The organism is Massilibacteroides sp. (genome assembly GCF_028705895.1).
Classification (GTDB): domain Bacteria; phylum Bacteroidota; class Bacteroidia; order Bacteroidales; family Tannerellaceae; genus Massilibacteroides.
The window spans coordinates 13,025-32,566 of record NZ_JAQWCQ010000008.1 but is presented as its reverse complement, the minus strand read 5'-3'; the positions used below and the strand labels follow the sequence as shown (position 1 = coordinate 32,566).

Annotated in this window: 15 protein-coding genes; 6 read left to right on the top strand and 9 right to left on the bottom strand. The window is 39.8% G+C overall.

Going from position 1 to position 19,542, the window contains the following annotated elements; genetic code table 11:
• Positions 1-122: 122 nt before the first annotated feature.
• The 7 genes from PHT93_RS03385 to PHT93_RS03355 all read right to left on the bottom strand — a co-directional run bounded on the left by PHT93_RS03385 (position 123) and on the right by PHT93_RS03355 (position 8,617).
• Positions 123-629, bottom strand: coding sequence for a flavodoxin (locus tag PHT93_RS03385; protein WP_300239472.1), 507 nt, complete (start codon positions 627-629; stop codon positions 123-125).
• Between the two features lie 23 nt (positions 630-652).
• Positions 653-2,686 (bottom strand): alpha-ketoacid dehydrogenase subunit alpha/beta, encoded by a 2,034-nt coding sequence (locus PHT93_RS03380; RefSeq protein WP_300239470.1) that lies wholly within the window; start codon positions 2,684-2,686, stop codon positions 653-655.
• A 22-nt stretch (positions 2,687-2,708) separates the two neighbouring features.
• A complete protein-coding gene (locus PHT93_RS03375) occupies positions 2,709-4,037 on the bottom strand; it encodes a dihydrolipoamide acetyltransferase family protein (RefSeq protein ID WP_300239468.1) in 1,329 nt (442 codons plus the stop codon).
• A 103-nt stretch (positions 4,038-4,140) separates the two neighbouring features.
• Entirely contained in the window at positions 4,141-4,884 is a 744-nt protein-coding gene (locus PHT93_RS03370; RefSeq protein ID WP_300239466.1) for a lipoate--protein ligase family protein, read from the bottom strand.
• A 5-nt stretch (positions 4,885-4,889) separates the two neighbouring features.
• Positions 4,890-6,239, bottom strand: coding sequence for a dihydrolipoyl dehydrogenase (gene lpdA, locus PHT93_RS03365; RefSeq protein WP_300239464.1), 1,350 nt, complete (start codon positions 6,237-6,239; stop codon positions 4,890-4,892).
• Between the two features lie 966 nt (positions 6,240-7,205).
• Entirely contained in the window at positions 7,206-7,364 is a 159-nt protein-coding gene (locus tag PHT93_RS03360; protein WP_300239172.1) for a hypothetical protein, read from the bottom strand.
• Positions 7,365-7,426: 62 nt separating this feature from the next.
• Positions 7,427-8,617, bottom strand: coding sequence for an esterase (locus tag PHT93_RS03355; protein ID WP_300239462.1), 1,191 nt, complete (start codon positions 8,615-8,617; stop codon positions 7,427-7,429).
• A gap of 187 nt (positions 8,618-8,804) precedes the next feature.
• Between PHT93_RS03355 and PHT93_RS03350 the strand changes: the two genes are divergently transcribed.
• The 6 genes from PHT93_RS03350 (at position 8,805) to PHT93_RS03325 (ending at position 15,518) form a co-directional block, all read left to right on the top strand.
• Complete coding sequence (locus PHT93_RS03350) at positions 8,805-9,710, top strand: hypothetical protein (RefSeq protein ID WP_300239459.1); 906 nt, start codon at positions 8,805-8,807, stop codon at positions 9,708-9,710.
• Between the two features lie 37 nt (positions 9,711-9,747).
• Positions 9,748-11,091 (top strand): TolC family protein, encoded by a 1,344-nt coding sequence (locus PHT93_RS03345; protein ID WP_300239456.1) that lies wholly within the window; start codon positions 9,748-9,750, stop codon positions 11,089-11,091.
• Between the two features lie 19 nt (positions 11,092-11,110).
• Positions 11,111-12,124: an HlyD family secretion protein gene (locus tag PHT93_RS03340; protein WP_300239453.1), complete on the top strand. Its 1,014-nt coding sequence runs from the start codon at positions 11,111-11,113 to the stop codon at positions 12,122-12,124.
• Positions 12,121-13,299 carry an ABC transporter permease gene (locus tag PHT93_RS03335; RefSeq protein WP_300239451.1) on the top strand — a complete coding sequence of 393 codons (1,179 nt, stop codon included), beginning with the start codon at positions 12,121-12,123 and terminating at the stop codon, positions 13,297-13,299. Before PHT93_RS03340 ends, PHT93_RS03335 begins: the two co-directional genes overlap by 4 nt.
• Before the next feature lie 12 nt (positions 13,300-13,311).
• Entirely contained in the window at positions 13,312-14,523 is a 1,212-nt protein-coding gene (locus PHT93_RS03330) for an ABC transporter permease (protein ID WP_300239448.1), read from the top strand.
• Positions 14,524-14,645: 122 nt separating this feature from the next.
• Positions 14,646-15,518, top strand: a complete 873-nt coding sequence (locus tag PHT93_RS03325; RefSeq protein WP_300239445.1) for a sugar phosphate isomerase/epimerase — start codon at positions 14,646-14,648, stop codon at positions 15,516-15,518.
• Between the two features lie 40 nt (positions 15,519-15,558).
• Here PHT93_RS03325 and PHT93_RS03320 read toward each other — a convergent pair whose 3' ends face one another.
• Together PHT93_RS03320 and carB are read right to left on the bottom strand one after the other, a co-directional pair.
• Positions 15,559-16,299: an HAD-IA family hydrolase gene (locus PHT93_RS03320; protein ID WP_300239443.1), complete on the bottom strand. Its 741-nt coding sequence runs from the start codon at positions 16,297-16,299 to the stop codon at positions 15,559-15,561.
• Positions 16,300-16,315: 16 nt separating this feature from the next.
• Positions 16,316-19,540, bottom strand: a complete 3,225-nt coding sequence (gene carB, locus PHT93_RS03315; RefSeq protein WP_300239440.1) for a carbamoyl-phosphate synthase (glutamine-hydrolyzing) large subunit — start codon at positions 19,538-19,540, stop codon at positions 16,316-16,318.
• Positions 19,541-19,542 lie beyond the last annotated feature (2 nt).

Below are 19,542 nucleotides of genomic sequence, written 5' to 3'. Positions count from 1 at the left end.
GAAGTAAATATCTTTTTGTCAAATAGTGTCTATGAAACAAAAAAGAGTAGAATACAGAGGAGCATCTATATGCGTTCCTCTGTATTCTACTCTTTTAAGCTGTAAGCTTTATAGGAGTTTATTTAGTTAAACTCCTTTTTCAGCTGTTTAACCCATGCGGCAATACGTGATCCGGTCAGGTCGGATTGATTCTCCTGATCAATTGCTAATCCGAGGAATTTACCGTCGCGTAAAGCGCGAGAACCTTCAAACGTATATCCTTCAATGGAGGTGTGACCTACGATTTCGGCGCCAGAGGCTTCGAAAAATTCAGCCAACAGGCCGATTCCGTCAACAAAGTTTTCCGGATACCCTTCTTGGTCTCCTAAACCGAAGATGGCCACTTTTTTACCTTTCATCTTTAGATTTTCTAATTCGGGAAGTAATTCATCCCAGTAAGTGGGTAATTCACCATCAAACCATGTTGACGCACCTATTATCAGGTTGTCGTATTGTTCGAAACTTTTCTTTCCGGCTTCTTCTACGGCAACAATGTCAGCTTTGTTTTCTCCGAAAGCCTCTTGTATTTCTTTCCCGATCAAGGCTGTCTTTTTGGTGTTAACGCCATAAAATAATCCTGTCTTTTTCATCTTACTTATTGTTCTTGTTAAAGTTAATACTGTATTTGTTTCTTTGCTGCTTCATAAATTAATGCAGCATTTGGTAAAATAGCTCTTTCAAGAATAGGGTTGAATCCAACCGGAGTGAAGGTAGAACCTACACGCTGAATCGGGGCATCTAAGTAACGGAACATTTCGTCTGCAATTGTCGCTGCGACTTCTGCTCCGAATCCGGAAAAGACTTTATCTTCATGTACAATCAGAACTTTACTTGTCTTCTTTATTGACTCAAAGATGGTTCCTTTGTCTAAAGGCAGAAGGGAACGAAGGTCTATGACTTCTACAGAGCCTATCCCTTCTTTTGCTAATTGTTCTGCAGCCTGAAGGCTTAGATGCGTAGTGTTACCATACGTAACCAAGGTGAGATCAGCCCCTGAACGACGAATCCTTGCCTTACCAAACGGAACTTCAAAGTCATCGGGCACTACGGTAGATGCTTCCACTGCGTTGTATAATGCCTTAGGTTCCATAAATACCGTTAGTCCTTCGGAACGAAGACTGGTGCGTAACAGGCCTGCTGCATCATCGGCAAAGGATGGATAAACAATCCGCGCTCCCGGTAGGGTAGTTAGAGCACCTTCAATGTTCTGGGAATGATAAAGTCCGCCACCTATATAACCACCGGAAGCTAAACGAAGCGTGATATTCGGAGAAAACTGTCCGTTACTTCTCCAATAGTCGTGTGTACATTCCACATATTGATTCATGGCCGGCCAGAAATAGTCTGCAAATTCAGCGCCTTCAATTACCACACGTATCTTCGGATCGAAACGACTCATCCCGTTGGCCGTACCCACAATATAATCTTCAGCAATAGGAGCATTATAGACCCGGTTTTCACCAAATTCCTGCTGCATACCTTTGGATACATTGAACACACCACCTTTATCGCGATTGGCTACGTCTTGTCCGAATAAGAATGTATCCGGGTTTTTACGGAATTCGGCTTTCAACGTTTCATTGATCGCGGTTACCATATTAATCTTTTCACCGTCCTTGTTATGCGTACCATCTACATATACCTTTGGTTTGTAAGGTTCCGGAATAACAAAATTGTGAATTGTCTTCGGATCAGGATCCGGAGCAGAGATTGCCTTGCGGTTTGCTACACTCAATTCTTTCTTGGCTTCCGCTTCGATTTCTTTGAGCTCTTTCTCTGAGAAACGTTTGTAACGAAGCAACATACGGCGGAACTTCAATAAAGGGTCGGCTGCCTTTACGTAAGACAGTTCGTCTTCATCACGATATAGTGTATGTTTGTCCGAATTAGAATGCGAACCGATACGTACACAGTTGGCTTGTACAATTACCGGATTACTTGTTTCAATTGCATATTCACGTGCCTCGGTCATGGCATTCATCGAATCGAATACATCCTTACCATTACAGTGAATAATCCGGAGATTTTTCATCCCGACGAAATTGTCCGCAACCTTACGGTTGGCTGTCTGATCCTTCTTGGGAACAGAAATCCCGTAACCATTATCCTGGATTACAAAGATAACAGGCAGTTTTTCATTACTTGCCCCGTTTATCGCTTCGTAAACATACCCTTCCGATGTGGAAGACTCACCGTGCAATGTAATAGCAACACCTTTATGTTTGTAATAAACCATTGCACGGGCTACTCCAACAGCATGTGTGTCGTGGCTGGCAACAGCCGAAGACACATTTTCAATATGCCAGTTTACCTTGGCAAAGTGATTAGACATATGGCGACCGCCACTTGAAATATCAGTAGCTTTGGACAGTCCGTTTAAGAGAATCTCTTCAATAGTGAGTCCGGCAGAAAGAACCGTAAGCATGTCCCGGTAATAAGGAAACATAAAATCTTGCCCTTTCTCGAATACCTGCCCTACGGCCAATTGAATGCCATCATGTCCCGCATATGGAGCATGATAAGACCATCCCAAAGATTGTAAGAGGTACGCCGGTGCTTTCTCGTCGATCGCTCGTCCGAGAGTCATCAGGTGAAACCACTTCTTCAGGGTTTCCTTATCGGTCGTTTTTATATCGTATTTCTTCATGACTTATTTTATTTATTATGTATTACTCATTCCAATTCTCAAGATAATCAGCAACGCGGCGTACGAATTCTCCACCTAAAGAACCATCAATTACACGATGGTCGAATGAAAGCGATAAATACATCTTATGACGTATTGCAATTACATCGCCTTCGGGAGTTTCGATTATAGCCGGTTTCTTTTCGATAGCGCCTACTCCAAGTATCGCTACTTCCGGCTGATTAATAATCGGTGTGCTGATCAGACTTTTGAACGAACCGAAATTAGAGATTGTAAACGTTCCCCCCTGAATGTCATCCGGCATCAATTTGTTTTTACGTGCTTTATCAGCTACTGTACTGATAGATGCCGCTAACCCACTAATACTTAGTTTATCCGCATCTTTAATTACGGGAACAATCAGGTTGCCGTCGTTCAACGAAACAGCAATACCGATGTTGATTCGTTTTTTCTGAATAATATTGTATCCATCCACAGAAGAATTGATTCTTGGGAAATCTTTGAGTGCCTTGGCTGTTGCTTCCGTAATCGGAGACATAAAGGTCAGGCTAACGCCTTCACGTTTTTTGAAAGCATCTTTGTTTTTTTCTCTCCAACGTACCAATTTGGTCATATCTACTTCCACGATTGTCGTTACGTGCGGAGAAATCTTCTTAGACGCAGTCATACGGTCGGCAATAATACGACGAACGGGATCCATTGCGATTACCTCGTCTTCTGCACCGGCTACTACCGGAACGGACGGAGTAGATGGCGCGGCTGGTTGAGGAACGGGAGCAGGCGATGGTTGAGCAACTGCTGCCTGAGGAGTAGGAACGGGCTTTGGGGCAGATGCCGGAGCGCCCGTTTTCTTTCTGCCGATATAAGAATCTATATCTTTTTTACTCAAACGTCCCTGATAGCCTGTGCCTGGAATTGCGTCAAGCTCTTCCTTGCCTATGCCGGCTTCTTGCGCTTTACTTAAAACTACCGGAGAATACCAGCGGTCTTCGCTTCCTTTACTGTTTTTTACTGGTTCAGCTGGAGGAGTAGTGCTTTCTGTTGGTTCTGCAGCTGCGGGTGATGTTTCATTGGCGGGTTCATCGTTGGCGGGTTCATCTCCGTCTTCACCGTCTAACTGGATAAGAGCTACAACTACTCCTACGGCGATTGTATCACCTTCGTTGGCTAATATCTTCAGTACCTTACCGGCTACCGGAGAGGGGATTTCCGCACTAACTTTTGCTGTGTTGACTTCAAATAGTACATCATCTTCATTTACAGTATCACCTACCTTGACCGACCAGGAAACGATCGTGCCTTCTGTAATACTTTCGCCCAGTTTGGGCATTTTTATTTCAAATGTTGCCATAAATTGTGAATTAATAAACACACGTTTATTTATTGTGTGTTACAGTGTTAAGATAAGTTTGTACCTCTTGAACAAGAAGGTAAGATAGATTGTTTTCTATGCTTTATTTTTTTAAGGATTTACCGTCGTAAATCCAGCTTTCTGTAGCATATTTTATGTTTCTGAGTTCGTTGATACGATCAATATCTTCAGTCTTAAAAACATCGGTCTTGTTTCCTTCTGTTTGTTCAGTATAGTAGTTTATAATATAATTCTTTATTTCATCTAACCCGATTGAAGAGGGAAGATGGTTTAAAACGTTCGTTACTGGACTTTTGACTGATTTGACAGCCGTTTTTTGTTTTCTAACCTTTAGTTTTTGCTCCGAAGGAGTATCTAAAGATGTAGCCAGCTTTTGTAAATCCGATGAATAAAGAAGAGTAGCGTGAAACAATACTCTGTCCTTATAAATACTTTGTGCACTTCCTGATATCTTCAAGCCGTCAATTGTGATTCCCCTTCGCTCGTCTGTAGAAGCGGAGATGCCTAATGGCGCAAGCATATCAATCAATTTACGGGTGAAAATATCAAAATCAGCGGATTTGTTGGTTTCTATAAACGTGAAGTTCAGATTACCCTGATCATGATAAACAGCACCGCCACCGGAATAGCGGCGGGCTATTTTTATCTTATTCTCATTTACGAATCCAATATTTACCTCAGCAAAAATATCCTGATGCTTCCCGATCACCACACAAGGATCATTCTGCCATAGCATGAATACATCCTTTTGCGTATTCTTTAACAGATATTCTTCAGCAGCAAGGTTAAAATAAACGTCCGTAGTTCTGTTGTCAATACAAAGCATCTGCTTTATGAAAACAGGGTTTCGTGGATAATTTCAGCGACAGTCGGGTGAGGGTAAACATGCTTTCTGAATTCTTCTACCGTTGCACCATTGTCGATTGCCACTGCTGCGAGAACGATCAGTTCAGATGCCGGATTGCCCAATAAATGACAACCGATGATCCGTTCATCAGTATCGACAATTATTTTACAAAGACTGGAACCTGTTTCATTTTCGGCAACAAATCTACCGGAGTAGGCCATTGGTAATTTTAATACATTATACGGAATTCCTTCTGCTTGCAGCTCTTCTTCTGTTTTACCTACACCCGCTATTTCCGGATTGGTATATACAACACCCGGAATAGCTCTATAGCTCATCGGATCATTTTCACCCAGAATATGACTGATTGCTACTTCTCCTTCACGAATAGCTGTATGTGCCAACATGGAGAAGCCGGTAATATCGCCAGCTGCATAAACGCGAGGGTGACTTGTTTGCATATATTCATTCACCCGAACTCCATTACGAAGTAATTCTATATTAAGACTTTCCAGACCAATACCTTGCGTAACGGCACGACGGCCGACGCTTACTAAAACACGATCTGCTTCGATCGTTTCCGTCTTTCCGTTTTTTTCCACATCTACACCTTTACTGCTGACACCAACTACCTTTGTTTCCAACAAGAAATTTACTCCCCGTTTGGAATAGTCAGCCCTTAACATGGCGGATGTTTCTTTATCCATAGCACCTAAAATCTCAGGCATCATTTCAATCACATGAACCTTTACGCCCATACTATTAAAGAAAGAAGCAAACTCGATACCTATAACACCACCTCCGATAATAGCAAGTGATTTCGGTAATTCTTTTGATTCAAGGGCTTCCTTAGATGTCCAGTAAGAAACATCAGAAAGTCCCGGTATAGGAGGAATCACTGTGTCAGAACCGGTGCAAACAAGAACGTATCTGACGCTGTATATCTGATCTCCACACGAAATATGAATCGTTTCGTGTTCTTCTCCGGTAATAACAGCTGTTCCCTGAACAATTTCAACACCACTAAAGGTTAGTTTTCCACGCACACCGGCAGTCAATTTACGAACAACTTTATTTTTACGACTGATGATCTTGTCTAAATCAAACGATGGATCACCACCCGCAATAATTCCGTATTTGCCGGCACTTTTAATGTTATCTAATGTTTTTGCAGAATATAAAAGGGTTTTCGTGGGGATGCAGCCCTCGTTCAAACAAACACCACCAACAGCGTTTCGTTCAAAGAGAACAGTTTTCAAACCGCCCAAAGCTGCCTTTTCGGCCGCATTATAACCGGCAGGGCCACCTCCGATAATAGCCAAATCGTATTCCATGGTCATATTATAATTTTTGATACAACATATTTACTATTTAGAGTAACAAATAAAACCAAAATAAGTTATATTCATCAGCATTATTTAACCGATAGTAACGCGTGAAAAAATATAAAGGATATAATTGCAAAAATATCCTTTATTTTTGCAATTATATCCTTTATATTTTCGGTGGTGTTTTATTCGTTGATTTTCAACAAAATAAAAAGCGGATCAGTCCGATACCCCGGTTGTTATTACACTTGGATTATGTCGTTTTTAATGGGATTACCTCGATAGGTTAAAACAAATCGTGGACAGCAAATATAAAAAAGTGAAATAAAAAACAAAATAATAGCAAAATTTATCATTTTCAGACAAATTGTCGTCGGCTTCAATAGCGTTGTTTTAACGCGCTTTATTAAATAAAATGACAATATATGTACCCGAAAAACAAACACCGAAAAACCACTCTTAAAACGCACGATACGGCATGCCCGTTTTTTTTGAATTATCAAAATTGAACAAAAAAAGGCAATGGATAAAATCTCCCTATTCTTTTTGGAAAAAGATTCTATTCTTTTTTTGAATATAAAGGATATTTTTCAGAAAATAACCTTTATATTTTCGGTAAAAAACGGGCTATTTTAGTCTAAATACAATATTTATTGGTCTAAAACGATACTATAAATCGAAAAACAAGGATGGACATTTTTTTACGCGTAAGTAAAAGGACGAAAAAAGTATCTATTTGTCAAAATAAAACACAAAAAACCAAAACTATTCGATTGATTTTAATGTATTGTAAATCAAGAATATGAACGGGATTGATTTTGTTGGAAGCCTCTGCTCAGCGTAGTCTCTAAACCAATGTCATCAACTTAAGCTATACAGTTTGGTTTTAAGGCTGAAAGCCTGCTATATTATAGCCCAACTATTAGGGTAGGTTTATACTGTCCTTTCAGGCCGCAAAGGAAGGGTGTCCTATTACCCAACACGTTGTGTTGGGCTGATATATACTCGGCTTTCAGCCGGAATTATTCGATGAATAGTAAGACTAAAGTGGAGCAAGAAGTTTGAGTTGATGACATTGGTCTCTAAAATGCCAGTTTGCAGTATAGACGTATCACGATGGATTATTACCATAACAACCCGATATTTTGCCTGATCCGAAAAAATCACGTTTTTATGTCGAAATTTAGCGCTTTTTATTTGAACAACATGGGGGCAAATTCCGTGAGATAAATCCTCCAGTTTTTCCAGATATGTCCGTCTTCGTTTTCGTAATATACATATTTATAACCTTTCTCGTCTAATTTTTTACGATAGTCCAGATTTGCCTCGTAAAGAAAATCGGTTTTGCCAATAGCAATCCAATACAGTTTAGGTGGGTTATTAAATTGTTTCTTTAATTTTTCATCCGTATTCTCATATATAGGAGAAGAACTTCCCTCTCTGGGTAAAATAGCGGCAGAGAATAGACCCACGTAATCAAATTTTTCGGGGTATTCTTTAGATATATGTAAAGAGTGAAAACCACCCATAGAGAGTCCTGCTATAGCCCGAGCTGATTTTTCTTCTATTGTCCGGTAGTTCTTTTCGATAAAATTCATCACATCAGGAAAGCTTTTTTCCATTTCTCCATCCATTGTTTTGGGTAACGACATGGTTGGTTTAACAAAGCCCAAAGACGATTCTCCGGGTGCGGCTTCCTGAGCAACATTCCCATTGGGCATAACAACGATCATCGGTTTGGCTTTACCTTGAGCTATGAGATTATCCAATATCTGTGCTGTCCGGCCTAATGCAATCCATGCTTCTTCATCACCACCCATACCGTGAAGTAAATAAAACACAGGATATTTGTTACTGCTTTCTTCATAACCGGGAGGTGCGTAAATGGTAATTCTTCTGGTAATACCTAAAGTAGGGCTATTATACCAACGACGGGATACTGTTCCATGAGGTACCTCATTAACTTTATACAAACTTGCCCTATCGCCCTCGATGAGGAATACATTTGTTAATGAAGCTACATCCCGGATAAGATATACATTAGACGGATCCGTCGTTTTGAATCCGTCAATGATAAATGAATAACCGTACAACTCCGGTTTGAGAATTGGCGATGTATATTCCCACACCCCTTTTTCGTTTTTTGCCAGATCCACAACTCCAGGTCCGTCAACTTCTCCAAATGGTGTTTTTTGTTTTTGTGCAGGAAGGAAATCTCCTGTTATTTGCACTTGGTTTGCTTTAGGTGCATTTAACCGGAATGTTACTGTCTGGTCTGCATGTATTTCAGGAGATATTATTTCTTGTTTTTCCCATAGTGCCTGTTGACCGAAGGTGTAACCTGTCCAAAAAACGGCAATAATAATTGTTATGATTTTTTTCATATGGCTGTTATTTTAATTATTTATACAATAATAAATATAAAAAATGCAGTAATAATAATATTCTTTGTTAAAAATCATATACTTTGCTATTCTTTCGGATTGCTTTAAAAATTTGTAAATAAAAGTTATACTTATCGTTAATAACTTGATTAAAGCTTAACTTTGTGCGTTTAAATAGAAAAAACGTATGAGTATGGAGAATAAAGAAGCTAAAGAGATAAATAAGCTTTCAATACTTATCATTACTGTCGTAGTGTTAATTCTGATTATTGCGGGAGCAGCTTATTATATTTTTCATCAACGGGAGCAGCTTAATGAAATTACCCAAACATATGATTTGGATAAAGAAATGCTCGAAGATGAATATAATGAATTGTCACTGCAGTACGAAGGGTATAAATTCCAGATAGGTAATGATTCTTTAGTTGCTTTGCTTTCTACAGAACAAGCTAAGGTACAAAGACTATTAGAGGAGCTTCGTACGGTAAAAGCAACAAATTCCAAACGGATCAATGAGTTGAAGAAAGAATTGGCTACTCTACGGAATATTATGCGAAGCTACGTGATACAGATAGATTCTTTAAATGCGGCCAATGAACAGCTGAAGAAAGAGAATAAAGAGGTTGTGAAAAAATTCCAACAGGCCACTTCTACAGCTGCGCAATTGTCAAAAGAAAAAGAGAAATTGACGGAACGGGTAACATTAGCCAGTAAGTTAGATGCTGCTACTATTACGGTTACTCCTGTAAATTCGCGAGGAAAAACCATGACGCGAATAAAGAAAATGGAACAATTTGTCGTTAAGTTTACTGTCACCAAAAATATAACCGCTCCGGTAGGAGAAAAAACGATCTATGTAAGGATTATGAAACCTGATGATGATATATTGGTGAAAAGCCGGACAAATGTTTTCGAATTTGAAGGAAAGGAGATAAATTATTCGATGAAAAGGATTGTTGAGTATGAAGGAGAGGAGCTTCCGGTTGTCATGTATTGGGATATTGAAGAATTTCTTTCTCCGGGAACTTATCGGGTAGATATTTTTGCTGATGGTAATCTTATCGGTAAAAAGAATTTTGTTCTGGAGAAATAAACGTTCTCATATTGTTTAATATAAAAGATTGATAAACATGAAATATTTGTTTCTATTATTCCTTTCTCTATTGGTTGTGCCTGCAAATGCTCAGAGGATACTTACTCTTGAGGAATGCCGGCAGTTGACTGTGAAAAATAATAAAGAACTACAGATTGCAGGTGAGCGAGTAAAGATTTCATCTTCGGATAAAAAAGCTGCTTTTACTAAGTTTTTTCCACAATTATCGGCTACGGGTACTTTTCTGTGGAATGAAAAAGATATTAATTTAGTTGATTATAATGCTTTAGGTGATTTGTCGGCATTAATCCCCTCGCAGGTTAAAGAGGCTACCCGTCTTGATATTGAAAATGTATGGATAGGAGGGGTGTCGTTAGTACAGCCTGTTTTTATGGGTGGGAAGATTGTCTCGTATAATCAAATTACAAAATATGCGCAGGAGTTGGCCGAATCAATGAATAATCTTAAACTTCAACAGGTTATTTATAAGACTGACGAAGTGTATTGGCAGGTGGTTTCGTTAGCCAATAAGAAAGATCTGGCAGACTCTTATGTTGTGTTGCTGAATAAAATGGATTCGGATGTGTCGGAAATGATAAAAGAAGGAGTGGCGACATATGCTGATGGACTTTCTGTTAAGGTACGTTTGAACGAAGCGGAAATGGCTCAGACCAAAGTTGCAAATGGCCTTGCTTTATCACGAATGTTATTGGCGCAGCTTTGCGGTTTACCAATGAATGAATCTTATATATTAGCTGATGAGATGTTAGCCGATTTACCTATGTCGGATGATTTGCCGGTAGGAAATGTAGAAGAAGCCTTTTTGAATCGGATGGAATTAAAAAGCCTGAATCTGGCTGAACGTATTTATAAAAAGAAAGAAGCTTTAGTCTTAGCAGATATGTTACCTAATATTGCTTTAACAGCAAACTATTTAGTAATGAATCCGAATTCATTTAATGGATTTAAAAATGAGTTTGGCGGTATGTTTAATGTCGGAGTTGCTATGAAAATTCCTTTGTCCGGTTGGTGGGAAGGGGTGCATAAAAGAAATTCTGCGCGTGCGGAGACTACTATAAAGCGGTTGGAATTAGAAGATGCCCGAGAGAAAATAGAACTTGAAGTGACCCAATCTGCTTATAAATTAAATGAAGCGAATAAGAAATTGAGTGCTTCGATGAAGAATAAGGAAAGGGCGGAAGAAAATCTTCGTCATGCAAATCTTGGTTTTAATGAAGGAGTAATTCCTGTATTGAATCTGATGGAAGCGCAAACGGCTTGGATGTCTGCCGGATCGGATCTTATTGATGCGCAGATTGAGGTGAAGCTAACAAAAGTTTATTTGATGAAATCAATGGGGAAATTAGATATAGAAAAGTAAAATCTTAAAAGATATAAAGATGAGCGACACAAAAAAGTTTTCGATGAGTAATATGATGCTGGCGTTTATAACCGTGCTGGTCGTAATCGGATTGGTAGCACTTGCCGGCTTTTTTCTTTTGTCACCATCGGATGATGTGATAATGGGACAGGCTGAGGCTACTCAAGTACGTGTTTCCGGAAAATTAGCGGGACGTATTGCTGCTTATCGTGCAGCTGAAGGCGACCGTGTAAATGCCGGCGATACGTTAGTCTTTTTAGATACTCCGGAAGTAAGGGCTAAACTTCGTCAGGCTGAAGCAATGCAATCAGCGGCAGCAGCCCAGAATCAAAAAGCAATGACAGGAGCTCGGGCACAAGAGATCGCAGCTGCTTATGAAATTAGTCAAAAGGCTCAGGCAGGACTTGATATAGCAAAGAAATCGTTTGATCGAGTTTTGAATCTTTATGAAAAAGGTGTGATGTCTGCTCAGAAAAAAGATGAAGCAGAGGCAAATTACAAGGCAGCAGAAGCAACGGCTAAAGCGGCAACCTTACAATATGAAATGGCTAAAGAAGGCGCACGCCGTGAGGATAAAGCAGCCGCAGCGGCAACGTTAGAACGTGCAGAAGGGGCTGTGGCAGAGGTTGAATCTTATATCAGTGAATCAGTATTGCTTTCTCCAATTAGTGGTGAAATAGTTGAACGTTTCCCGGAAATCGGAGAATTAGTCGGAACAGGCGCCCCAATAATGAATATTGCAGACTTGAACGACATGTGGGTGACTTTCAGTATTCGCGAAGATCTATTGTCTGCCATAAAAATAGGAACAGAAGTGAATGGCTTTATCCCGGCTTTAGGAAATGAACCGGTAGCTATGAAAGTTTATTTTATGAAGGATATGGGGTCTTATGCTGCATGGAAAGCAACAAAGACGACCGGACAATACGATGTGAAAACTTTTGAAGTGCGCGCTCGTCCGATAAAAACTGTAGAAGGACTTCGTCCGGGTATGTCTGTTATTTTGAAGAAAAAAGGTAATACGCTGTTATGAGTTACGGACAGCAGAAATATGGCGTTGGAGCTATTGCTGTCAGAGAAATTAAGCGTCTGCTATCGCACAGGCTGTATCTTTTCTGTCTGCTGTTAGCTCCTTCGATCAGTGTTGTATTTTTTATCTCATTGATGCGTGACGGTTTGCCGACAAACTTACCTGTTGCTTTGGTCGATTTAGATAATACAGCTACATCCCGTACTTTAGTGCGCCAGTTAGATGCTTTTACGCAAACTCAGATAACGCAAAAAATGAACTCCTTTACTGAAGCGCGTATTGCAATGCAAAAAGGGGAGGTCTATGGTATTTATTATATTCCTGAAGGTTTTGGAACAGATGCCGTATCTGGTAAACAACCGAAACTTTCTTTTTACACAAATGGTACGTACCTGATTGCAGCATCACTGTTGTTCAGAGATATGAAGACGATTTCTGTCTTGGCCGGTGCTTCTGTAGGTTTACAAACCGGCATAGCACAAGGCAAATCGACAGATCAGATTATGGGACAGTTGCAACCTATAGTAATTGATACGCATGCCCTTGGTAATCCCTGGCTGAATTATTCGGTCTATTTAAATAATACAATTCTTCCAGGAATATTACAATTGCTGATTTTCTTGGTGACAGTATATTGTATTGGGGTAGAAATAAAGCTTGGTACAGCAGAAGAATGGTTAAAAATGGGACATGGCTGTCTCTTTAAATCATTATTGGGGAAATTACTTCCCTACACCGTGATTTTTACAATCATAGGATTTATGATTTGTGCTGTATTATATGGATTTAATTCTTTCCCTCTCCAATCAGGTTGGTTTCCGATGCTGACTGCTATCTTTTTTCTTGTGATTGCTTCTCAGGCAGTCGGAATATTTATGATTGGGACGTTACCAACATTACGTTTAGGATTAAGTTTTGCCAGCCTTTTCGGTATGATTTCTTTTTCAATTGTGGGCTTTTCGTTTCCGGTATTGGGGATGCACTCGACGTTACAAGCCTTGGCTGAATTATTCCCGTTGAGACATTATTTCCTGATTTATATAGATCAAGCCTTGAACGGACGTGATCTTTATTATAGTATTGGAGAATATCTGTGGTTGCTTAGTTTTCTGATCCTGCCGTTTCTGATAGGAAAGAATTTGAAGAAAGCATTACTTTATATGAAGTACATTCCTTAAAAGAGAAAGAAGATGGCGAATGAAACAAATTTAAGAGAAATTGTTAAGGAAGGTATAGCCGATGTCTTTTATATCTGGAGAGAAGAACTGAAGAATGTTTTTCGCGATACAGGTGTTGTGATTTTCTTTTTCTTAGTTCCTTTTGCTTATCCATTGGTGTATGCTTTTATTTATAATAATGAAGTTGTGCACGAAGCGAAGATGGTTGTCGTAGATAATTCCGACTCTTTTTTAAGTCGTGAGTTTACGCGGCGAGTAAATGCCACACCTGATGTAGAGGTCGTTCGCGTGTGTAAGAATATGGATGAGGCGAAACGGATGTTAGATGAGAAGAAGGCATATGGCATTCTATCTTTTCCATCAGAATTCAGTAAAGATATAAACGCAGGCAGACAAACTACGATATCCTTGTATTCGGATATGAGTAGTCTGCTTTTCTATAAAGCATTTCTACTTTCTGCAACAGAAGTTTCTTTTAGTTTAAGTAAAGAATATGTAAGTGAACTACATCCGGCTTCTTCTCGTCAGACAGAGCTTGTCAAAATAGATCCGGTTCCATATGAGTCGGTTGCTTTGTTTAATAGCCAGATGGGATTTGCAAGTTTTCTCGTGCCTGCTATATTGATATTGGTAATACAACAGACGTTAATACTTGGTATAGGTATGTTAGGTGGTACAGCACGTGAGAGAAACCAACGCCACACGCTGGTTCCGATTTCCGATATCCACTTTAGAGGAACTTTGCGTATTGTATTAGGGAAGTCCTTGTCCTATCTGGTGTTGTATGTTGTAGTCTGTATTTGGGTAATTGCGATCGTTCCCAGACTTTTTTCTTTTCCGCAAATTGGAAATCCCGGTGTAATAGCCTTATTCTTACTTCCATTCCTTGCTGCGTCGATATTCTTTGCCATGACTCTTTCCGGATTCATGACATCTCGCGAATCGCCTATGCTCGTTTTTGTTTTTACTTCTGTAATCCTTTTATTTATCTCCGGAGTTTCCTGGCCTAAAGAGGCTATTCCGGAGTTCTGGCGAATATTGGGGTATTTATTCCCTTCTACTCCCGGTGTTCAGGGATTCATCCGGATAAATACGTCGGGCGCAAGTCTGAATGAAGTTTCCCATGAATACCGACTACTTTGGATACAAGCCGGTTTTTATTTTATATCAGCCTGCTTGATTTATCGTTACCAGATTATTAGAAGTCTGAAAAATAATGACTGATACCGAGAAGCTAAAACGGTCATTATCCTCACAATAATAAATTAATTCTCTCTAAATGACAAAAAACTGAAAATATAGTTATATTTTTGTCTTAACGGTACAATTTTTAATTTAACAATACTATGCAAAACAGACGTGACTTTTTGAAAAGTGCTTCCTTAATGTTGGCAGGCGGACTTGTAGCGCCACAATTATTATCCTCATGTGCGGGTAAACCAGCTAAATACATAGGTCTTCAACTTTATTCTTTAAGAGATATGGTGAAAGAATCCGGTATTAAGGCTGTTCTTGAAGCTGCATCAAAGATGGGATATAAAAATCTTGAAACGGCAGGATACGATAATGGTAAAATCTATGGTTTAGCTCCTGCGGAATTTAAGAAAATGGTGAACGACTTAGGTATGAAATGTACAAGCGCTCACTTGGGACAGGCTTTTACAAAAGAAAAAGAAGCAGAAGTAATGGCTTGGTGGGATCAGGCAATTGAAGCTCACAATGAATTAGGCGTTAAATATATGGTTCAACCGTGGATGCCTGTTAATGATCAGACTACTTTAGATGACTTGAAGATGTATTGTGATTACTTTAATACAGTAGGTTATAAAACTGCTGCTGCAAGTATCGCTTTTGGATATCACAATCATGACTTTGAATTCCGTAAAATTGACGGTCAATTAATTTACGATTACTTGTTGGATAATGTAAGTCCTAATCATGTGTTCTTCCAGATGGACGTTTATTGGGTAACAAGAGGTGGACAAGATCCAACGACCTATTTAAAGAATCGTCCAAGTCAGTTTAGAACAATACATATTAAAGACGATAAAGAAATCGGAGCAAGTGGTAATATGAATTTCCAACCGATCTTTGAACAAATGAAGGCTAATAATATTAAGGATTGGTATGTTGAAGTAGAACAATATACTAATAATGATCCGGTAGCCAGTGTACAAGAAAGCTATGACTATCTGAATAAAGCCGCTTATGTATATTAATCAGAAAATTCTTTATAGATTTAATAAAAAAGCGAACTCATTAAGGGTTCGCTTTTTTTATTGTTTCTATCAAAAAATTAAAGTCCGATGCTAAGTGTTCCATGTCAGGATATAATAGATGAGCGCCGGTATCTAATAAGACCTGATCGGGTAGAGGGCCTGTATTTACTGCTATCGTAAATATTCCTGCCGCCACTGCCGATTCGACACCCATCGGCGCATTTTCTACAACGATTGCTTCGTTAGCCGCTACACCGGCTTTGGCTAATCCCATCAGATAAGGTTCAGGATGCGGCTTTCCAATCTTTACATCATATGCCGTAACCATTAAATCGCGATTAAAACAATTGGGATAAGCTTCGTTTAATTTGTCAAATAAACTGTGTTGTCCGGAGCCTGTGACTACCAGGCATTGCAAACCGTTACGAATCGCTTCATGTACTACATCGAAAGCTCCGGCTATGACTTGTCCATCATTGTATTTATTGAATAATGCCGCCTTTTCTTTGTACATCGTCTGTTTTTCTTCTTCAGTCGCTTCACGGTTGAAGGTTCGGAGGTATAGTTCATTTACTGTACTTTCTCCGGTTCTTCCTTCAAAAAGGTAGAAATCTTCCGGAGTGGAGATCAAATGATGATTTTCTGATGTTTCCTGCCATGCTCTCGCATGGTATTTCATAGAATCAAACAAAACACCGTCCATGTCGAATAAGACAGCCTTGGGCAATAGTTTTGTTTGATTCTGTTGTCTGAGATAATCGTAGATTGCTTTTTCGATCATTTCTATTTGTTTACTGTTAAGCTCCGTATTCCTGCCAGCTCTTGATTTGTATATCATCTATAGTTAGCGTACAGAATGCTTGAATAAATGCACTGGCTAAACGCGCATTGGTAATTAATGGTATATTTAAATCGACTGATGCGCGACGTATTTTATAGCCATTGTCTAACTCCCCTGCACTTAAATCGCGAGGGATATTGACTACCATATCTATTTTTCTTTCCTTCATCAAGGTTAAAGCCTGAGGTTCTCCCGTTTCGCTTGGCCAGTTAACGTGTATGCTATTAATTCCGTTTTCAACGAGGAAGCGGTGTGTACCACCTGTGGCGTATAACTGATATCCTTTTTCTTTAAGCATACGAGCTGCATCGAGCATGTCAACTTTTTGTTTGGGCGTACCTGTTGATAAAAGTATTCCTTTTGAAGGTATTCTTAATCCTACAGATAACATACTTTTTAATACAGCTTCGTTCGTGTCGTCAGCAAGACAACCTACTTCTCCTGTAGAAGCCATATCCACTCCTAATACAGGGTCCGCTTTTTGCAGGCGGTTGAAAGAGAATTGTGAAGCTTTAATTCCCACATAATCCAGATCAAATTCGTTTTTCCAAACTTTTTGAACCGGTAAGCCAAGCATAACTCGTGTTGCCTGTTCGATGAAATTAATCTTTAGAACCTTACTTACGAAAGGAAAACTACGAGAAGCACGCAAATTACATTCGATAACCTTTATCTCGTTGCCTTTAGCTAAATATTGTATGTTGAAAGGACCTGAGATATTCAGTTCTTTAGCAATCTGTTTACTGATGCGTTTGATCCGACGCATGGTTTCAACATACAATTTCTGTGCTGGAAACTGGATTGTCGCATCCCCACTATGCACGCCGGCAAATTCAATATGTTCACTGATAGCGTATAGAATAATTTCTCCATTGTCGGCTACAGCGTCCATTTCGACTTCTTTAGCGTGTTCTATAAACTGACTGACTACTACCGGATGTTTCTTGCTTACGTTTGCAGCTAACTGAAGGAAGCGTTCCAATTCCTCGTTGTTTGAGCAGACGTTCATTGCAGCACCGCTCAGAACATAACTCGGTCGTACGAGTACAGGGAATCCTACTTCTTCAACAAACTGATGTATATCGTCAAGGCTACTTAACTCTTTCCAGCGGGGTTGATCTACTCCGATACGATCCAGCATAGCAGAGAATTTATGTCTGTCTTCTGCGTTGTCAATACTCTTAGCCGTTGTTCCGAGTATGTTTACATGTTGTTCGTCCAGACGCATTGCCAGATTGTTTGGTATCTGTCCGCCTGTTGAAACAATCACACCGTGTGGATTTTCGAGTTCTAAAATATCCATCACACGCTCAAACGTCAACTCGTCAAAATATAAGCGATCGCACATATCGTAGTCCGTTGAAACAGTCTCCGGGTTGTAATTGATCATGACAGACCGCCAACCTTCTTTTCGGATAGTTTCGAGTGCCTGCACACCGCACCAGTCAAATTCTACCGAACTACCAATCCGGTAAGCCCCCGAACCCAATACAACAATCGAACGTTTGTCTCCCAGATAAGTGACATCATTCTCTGTCCCTCCATAAGTTAAATACAGATAGTTTGTCTGAGCGGGATATTCAGCGGCCAACGTGTCGATTTGCTTAACAACCGGAAGAATACCACGACGCTTACGTTCTTGACGTATTTGAAGAATTCCTAACTCAGAATCTTCTATAGTATCCTTTAATACGGCCTTTGCAATCTGATAGTCGGAAAAACCCTGTTTCTTTGCCCAACGGAAAAGCTCATCGGGTAAGTCCGTTGCTTTAGTATAACTTTCCAGCTCCAGATTCGTCTGAAAAATTCCGTATAGTTTTTGTAAGAACCACTTATCTATTTTCGTTAGATCATGTATCTGATCAATGGTGTATCCTGCATCAAAAGCTTTACTGATAACAAATACACGTGTATCTGTCGGCTCTCTTAATGCCTTATCGATATCATCAATCTTTAATTCTTTGTTTTGAGTAAATCCGTGCATGCCTTGTCCTATCATGCGTAAACCTTTCTGGATAGCTTCCTCGAAAGTTCGTCCGATCGCCATTACCTCACCCACAGATTTCATGCTTGAACCTAACTCACGTGCTACGCCATGGAATTTACCTAAATCCCAGCGTGGTATCTTGCAGACCACATAGTCCAATGCCGGCTCAAAAAAAGCGCTGGTTGTTTTGGTTACGGAATTTTTCAAATCAAACAAACCATAACCAAGTCCTAATTTTGCTGCGACAAATGCCAGAGGATAGCCTGTAGCCTTTGATGCAAGAGCAGAAGAGCGACTCAATCGGGCATTTACTTCAATTACCCGGTAGTCTTCGCTTTCAGGATCGAATGCATATTGAACATTACATTCTCCAACAATACCGATATGACGTATAATCCGTATTGCCAGTTCACGAAGTTTATGATATTCTGAATTGGTTAATGTCTGAGATGGTGCGATAACAATACTTTCACCGGTATGGATTCCCAGCGGGTCAAAGTTTTCCATATTACAAACCGTAATACAGTTGTCAAAACGGTCACGTACGACTTCATATTCTACTTCTTTCCAACCTTTCAGACTCTTTTCTACAAGCACTTGCGGAGAGAAAGAAAACGCTTTTTCAGCCAAGACGTCTAATTCTTCCTCATTGTCACAAAATCCTGAACCAAGTCCACCCAACGCATAAGCTGCACGGATAATCACCGGATAACCTAATTCCTTCGCTGCCCTTCTGGCATCTTCTTTGTTTTCTACCGCCTCACTCTTTATTGTCTTTACATTGATCTGATCTAATTTGTGTACAAACAGCTCCCGATCTTCCGTATCCATGATAGCCTGAACAGGAGTTCCCAGTACACGAACATTATATTTCTCCAAGATCCCGTTTTCATAAAGAGCGACCCCGCAATTTAACGCAGTTTGCCCTCCAAAAGCAAGCAGAATACCTTCAGGTCTTTCTTTCTCAATAACTTTTTCTACAAAAAAAGGAGTGACGGGCAGAAAATAAACTGTATCCGCAACTCCTTCCGATGTTTGTACTGTAGCGATGTTTGGATTGATAAGGACTGTCTTAATGCCTTCTTCTTTAATCGCCTTTAATGCCTGTGAGCCTGAATAGTCAAATTCCCCGGCTTCTCCAATCTTTAGCGCGCCCGATCCGAGTATCAGGACTTTTTTTATATTTTCTTTCATGC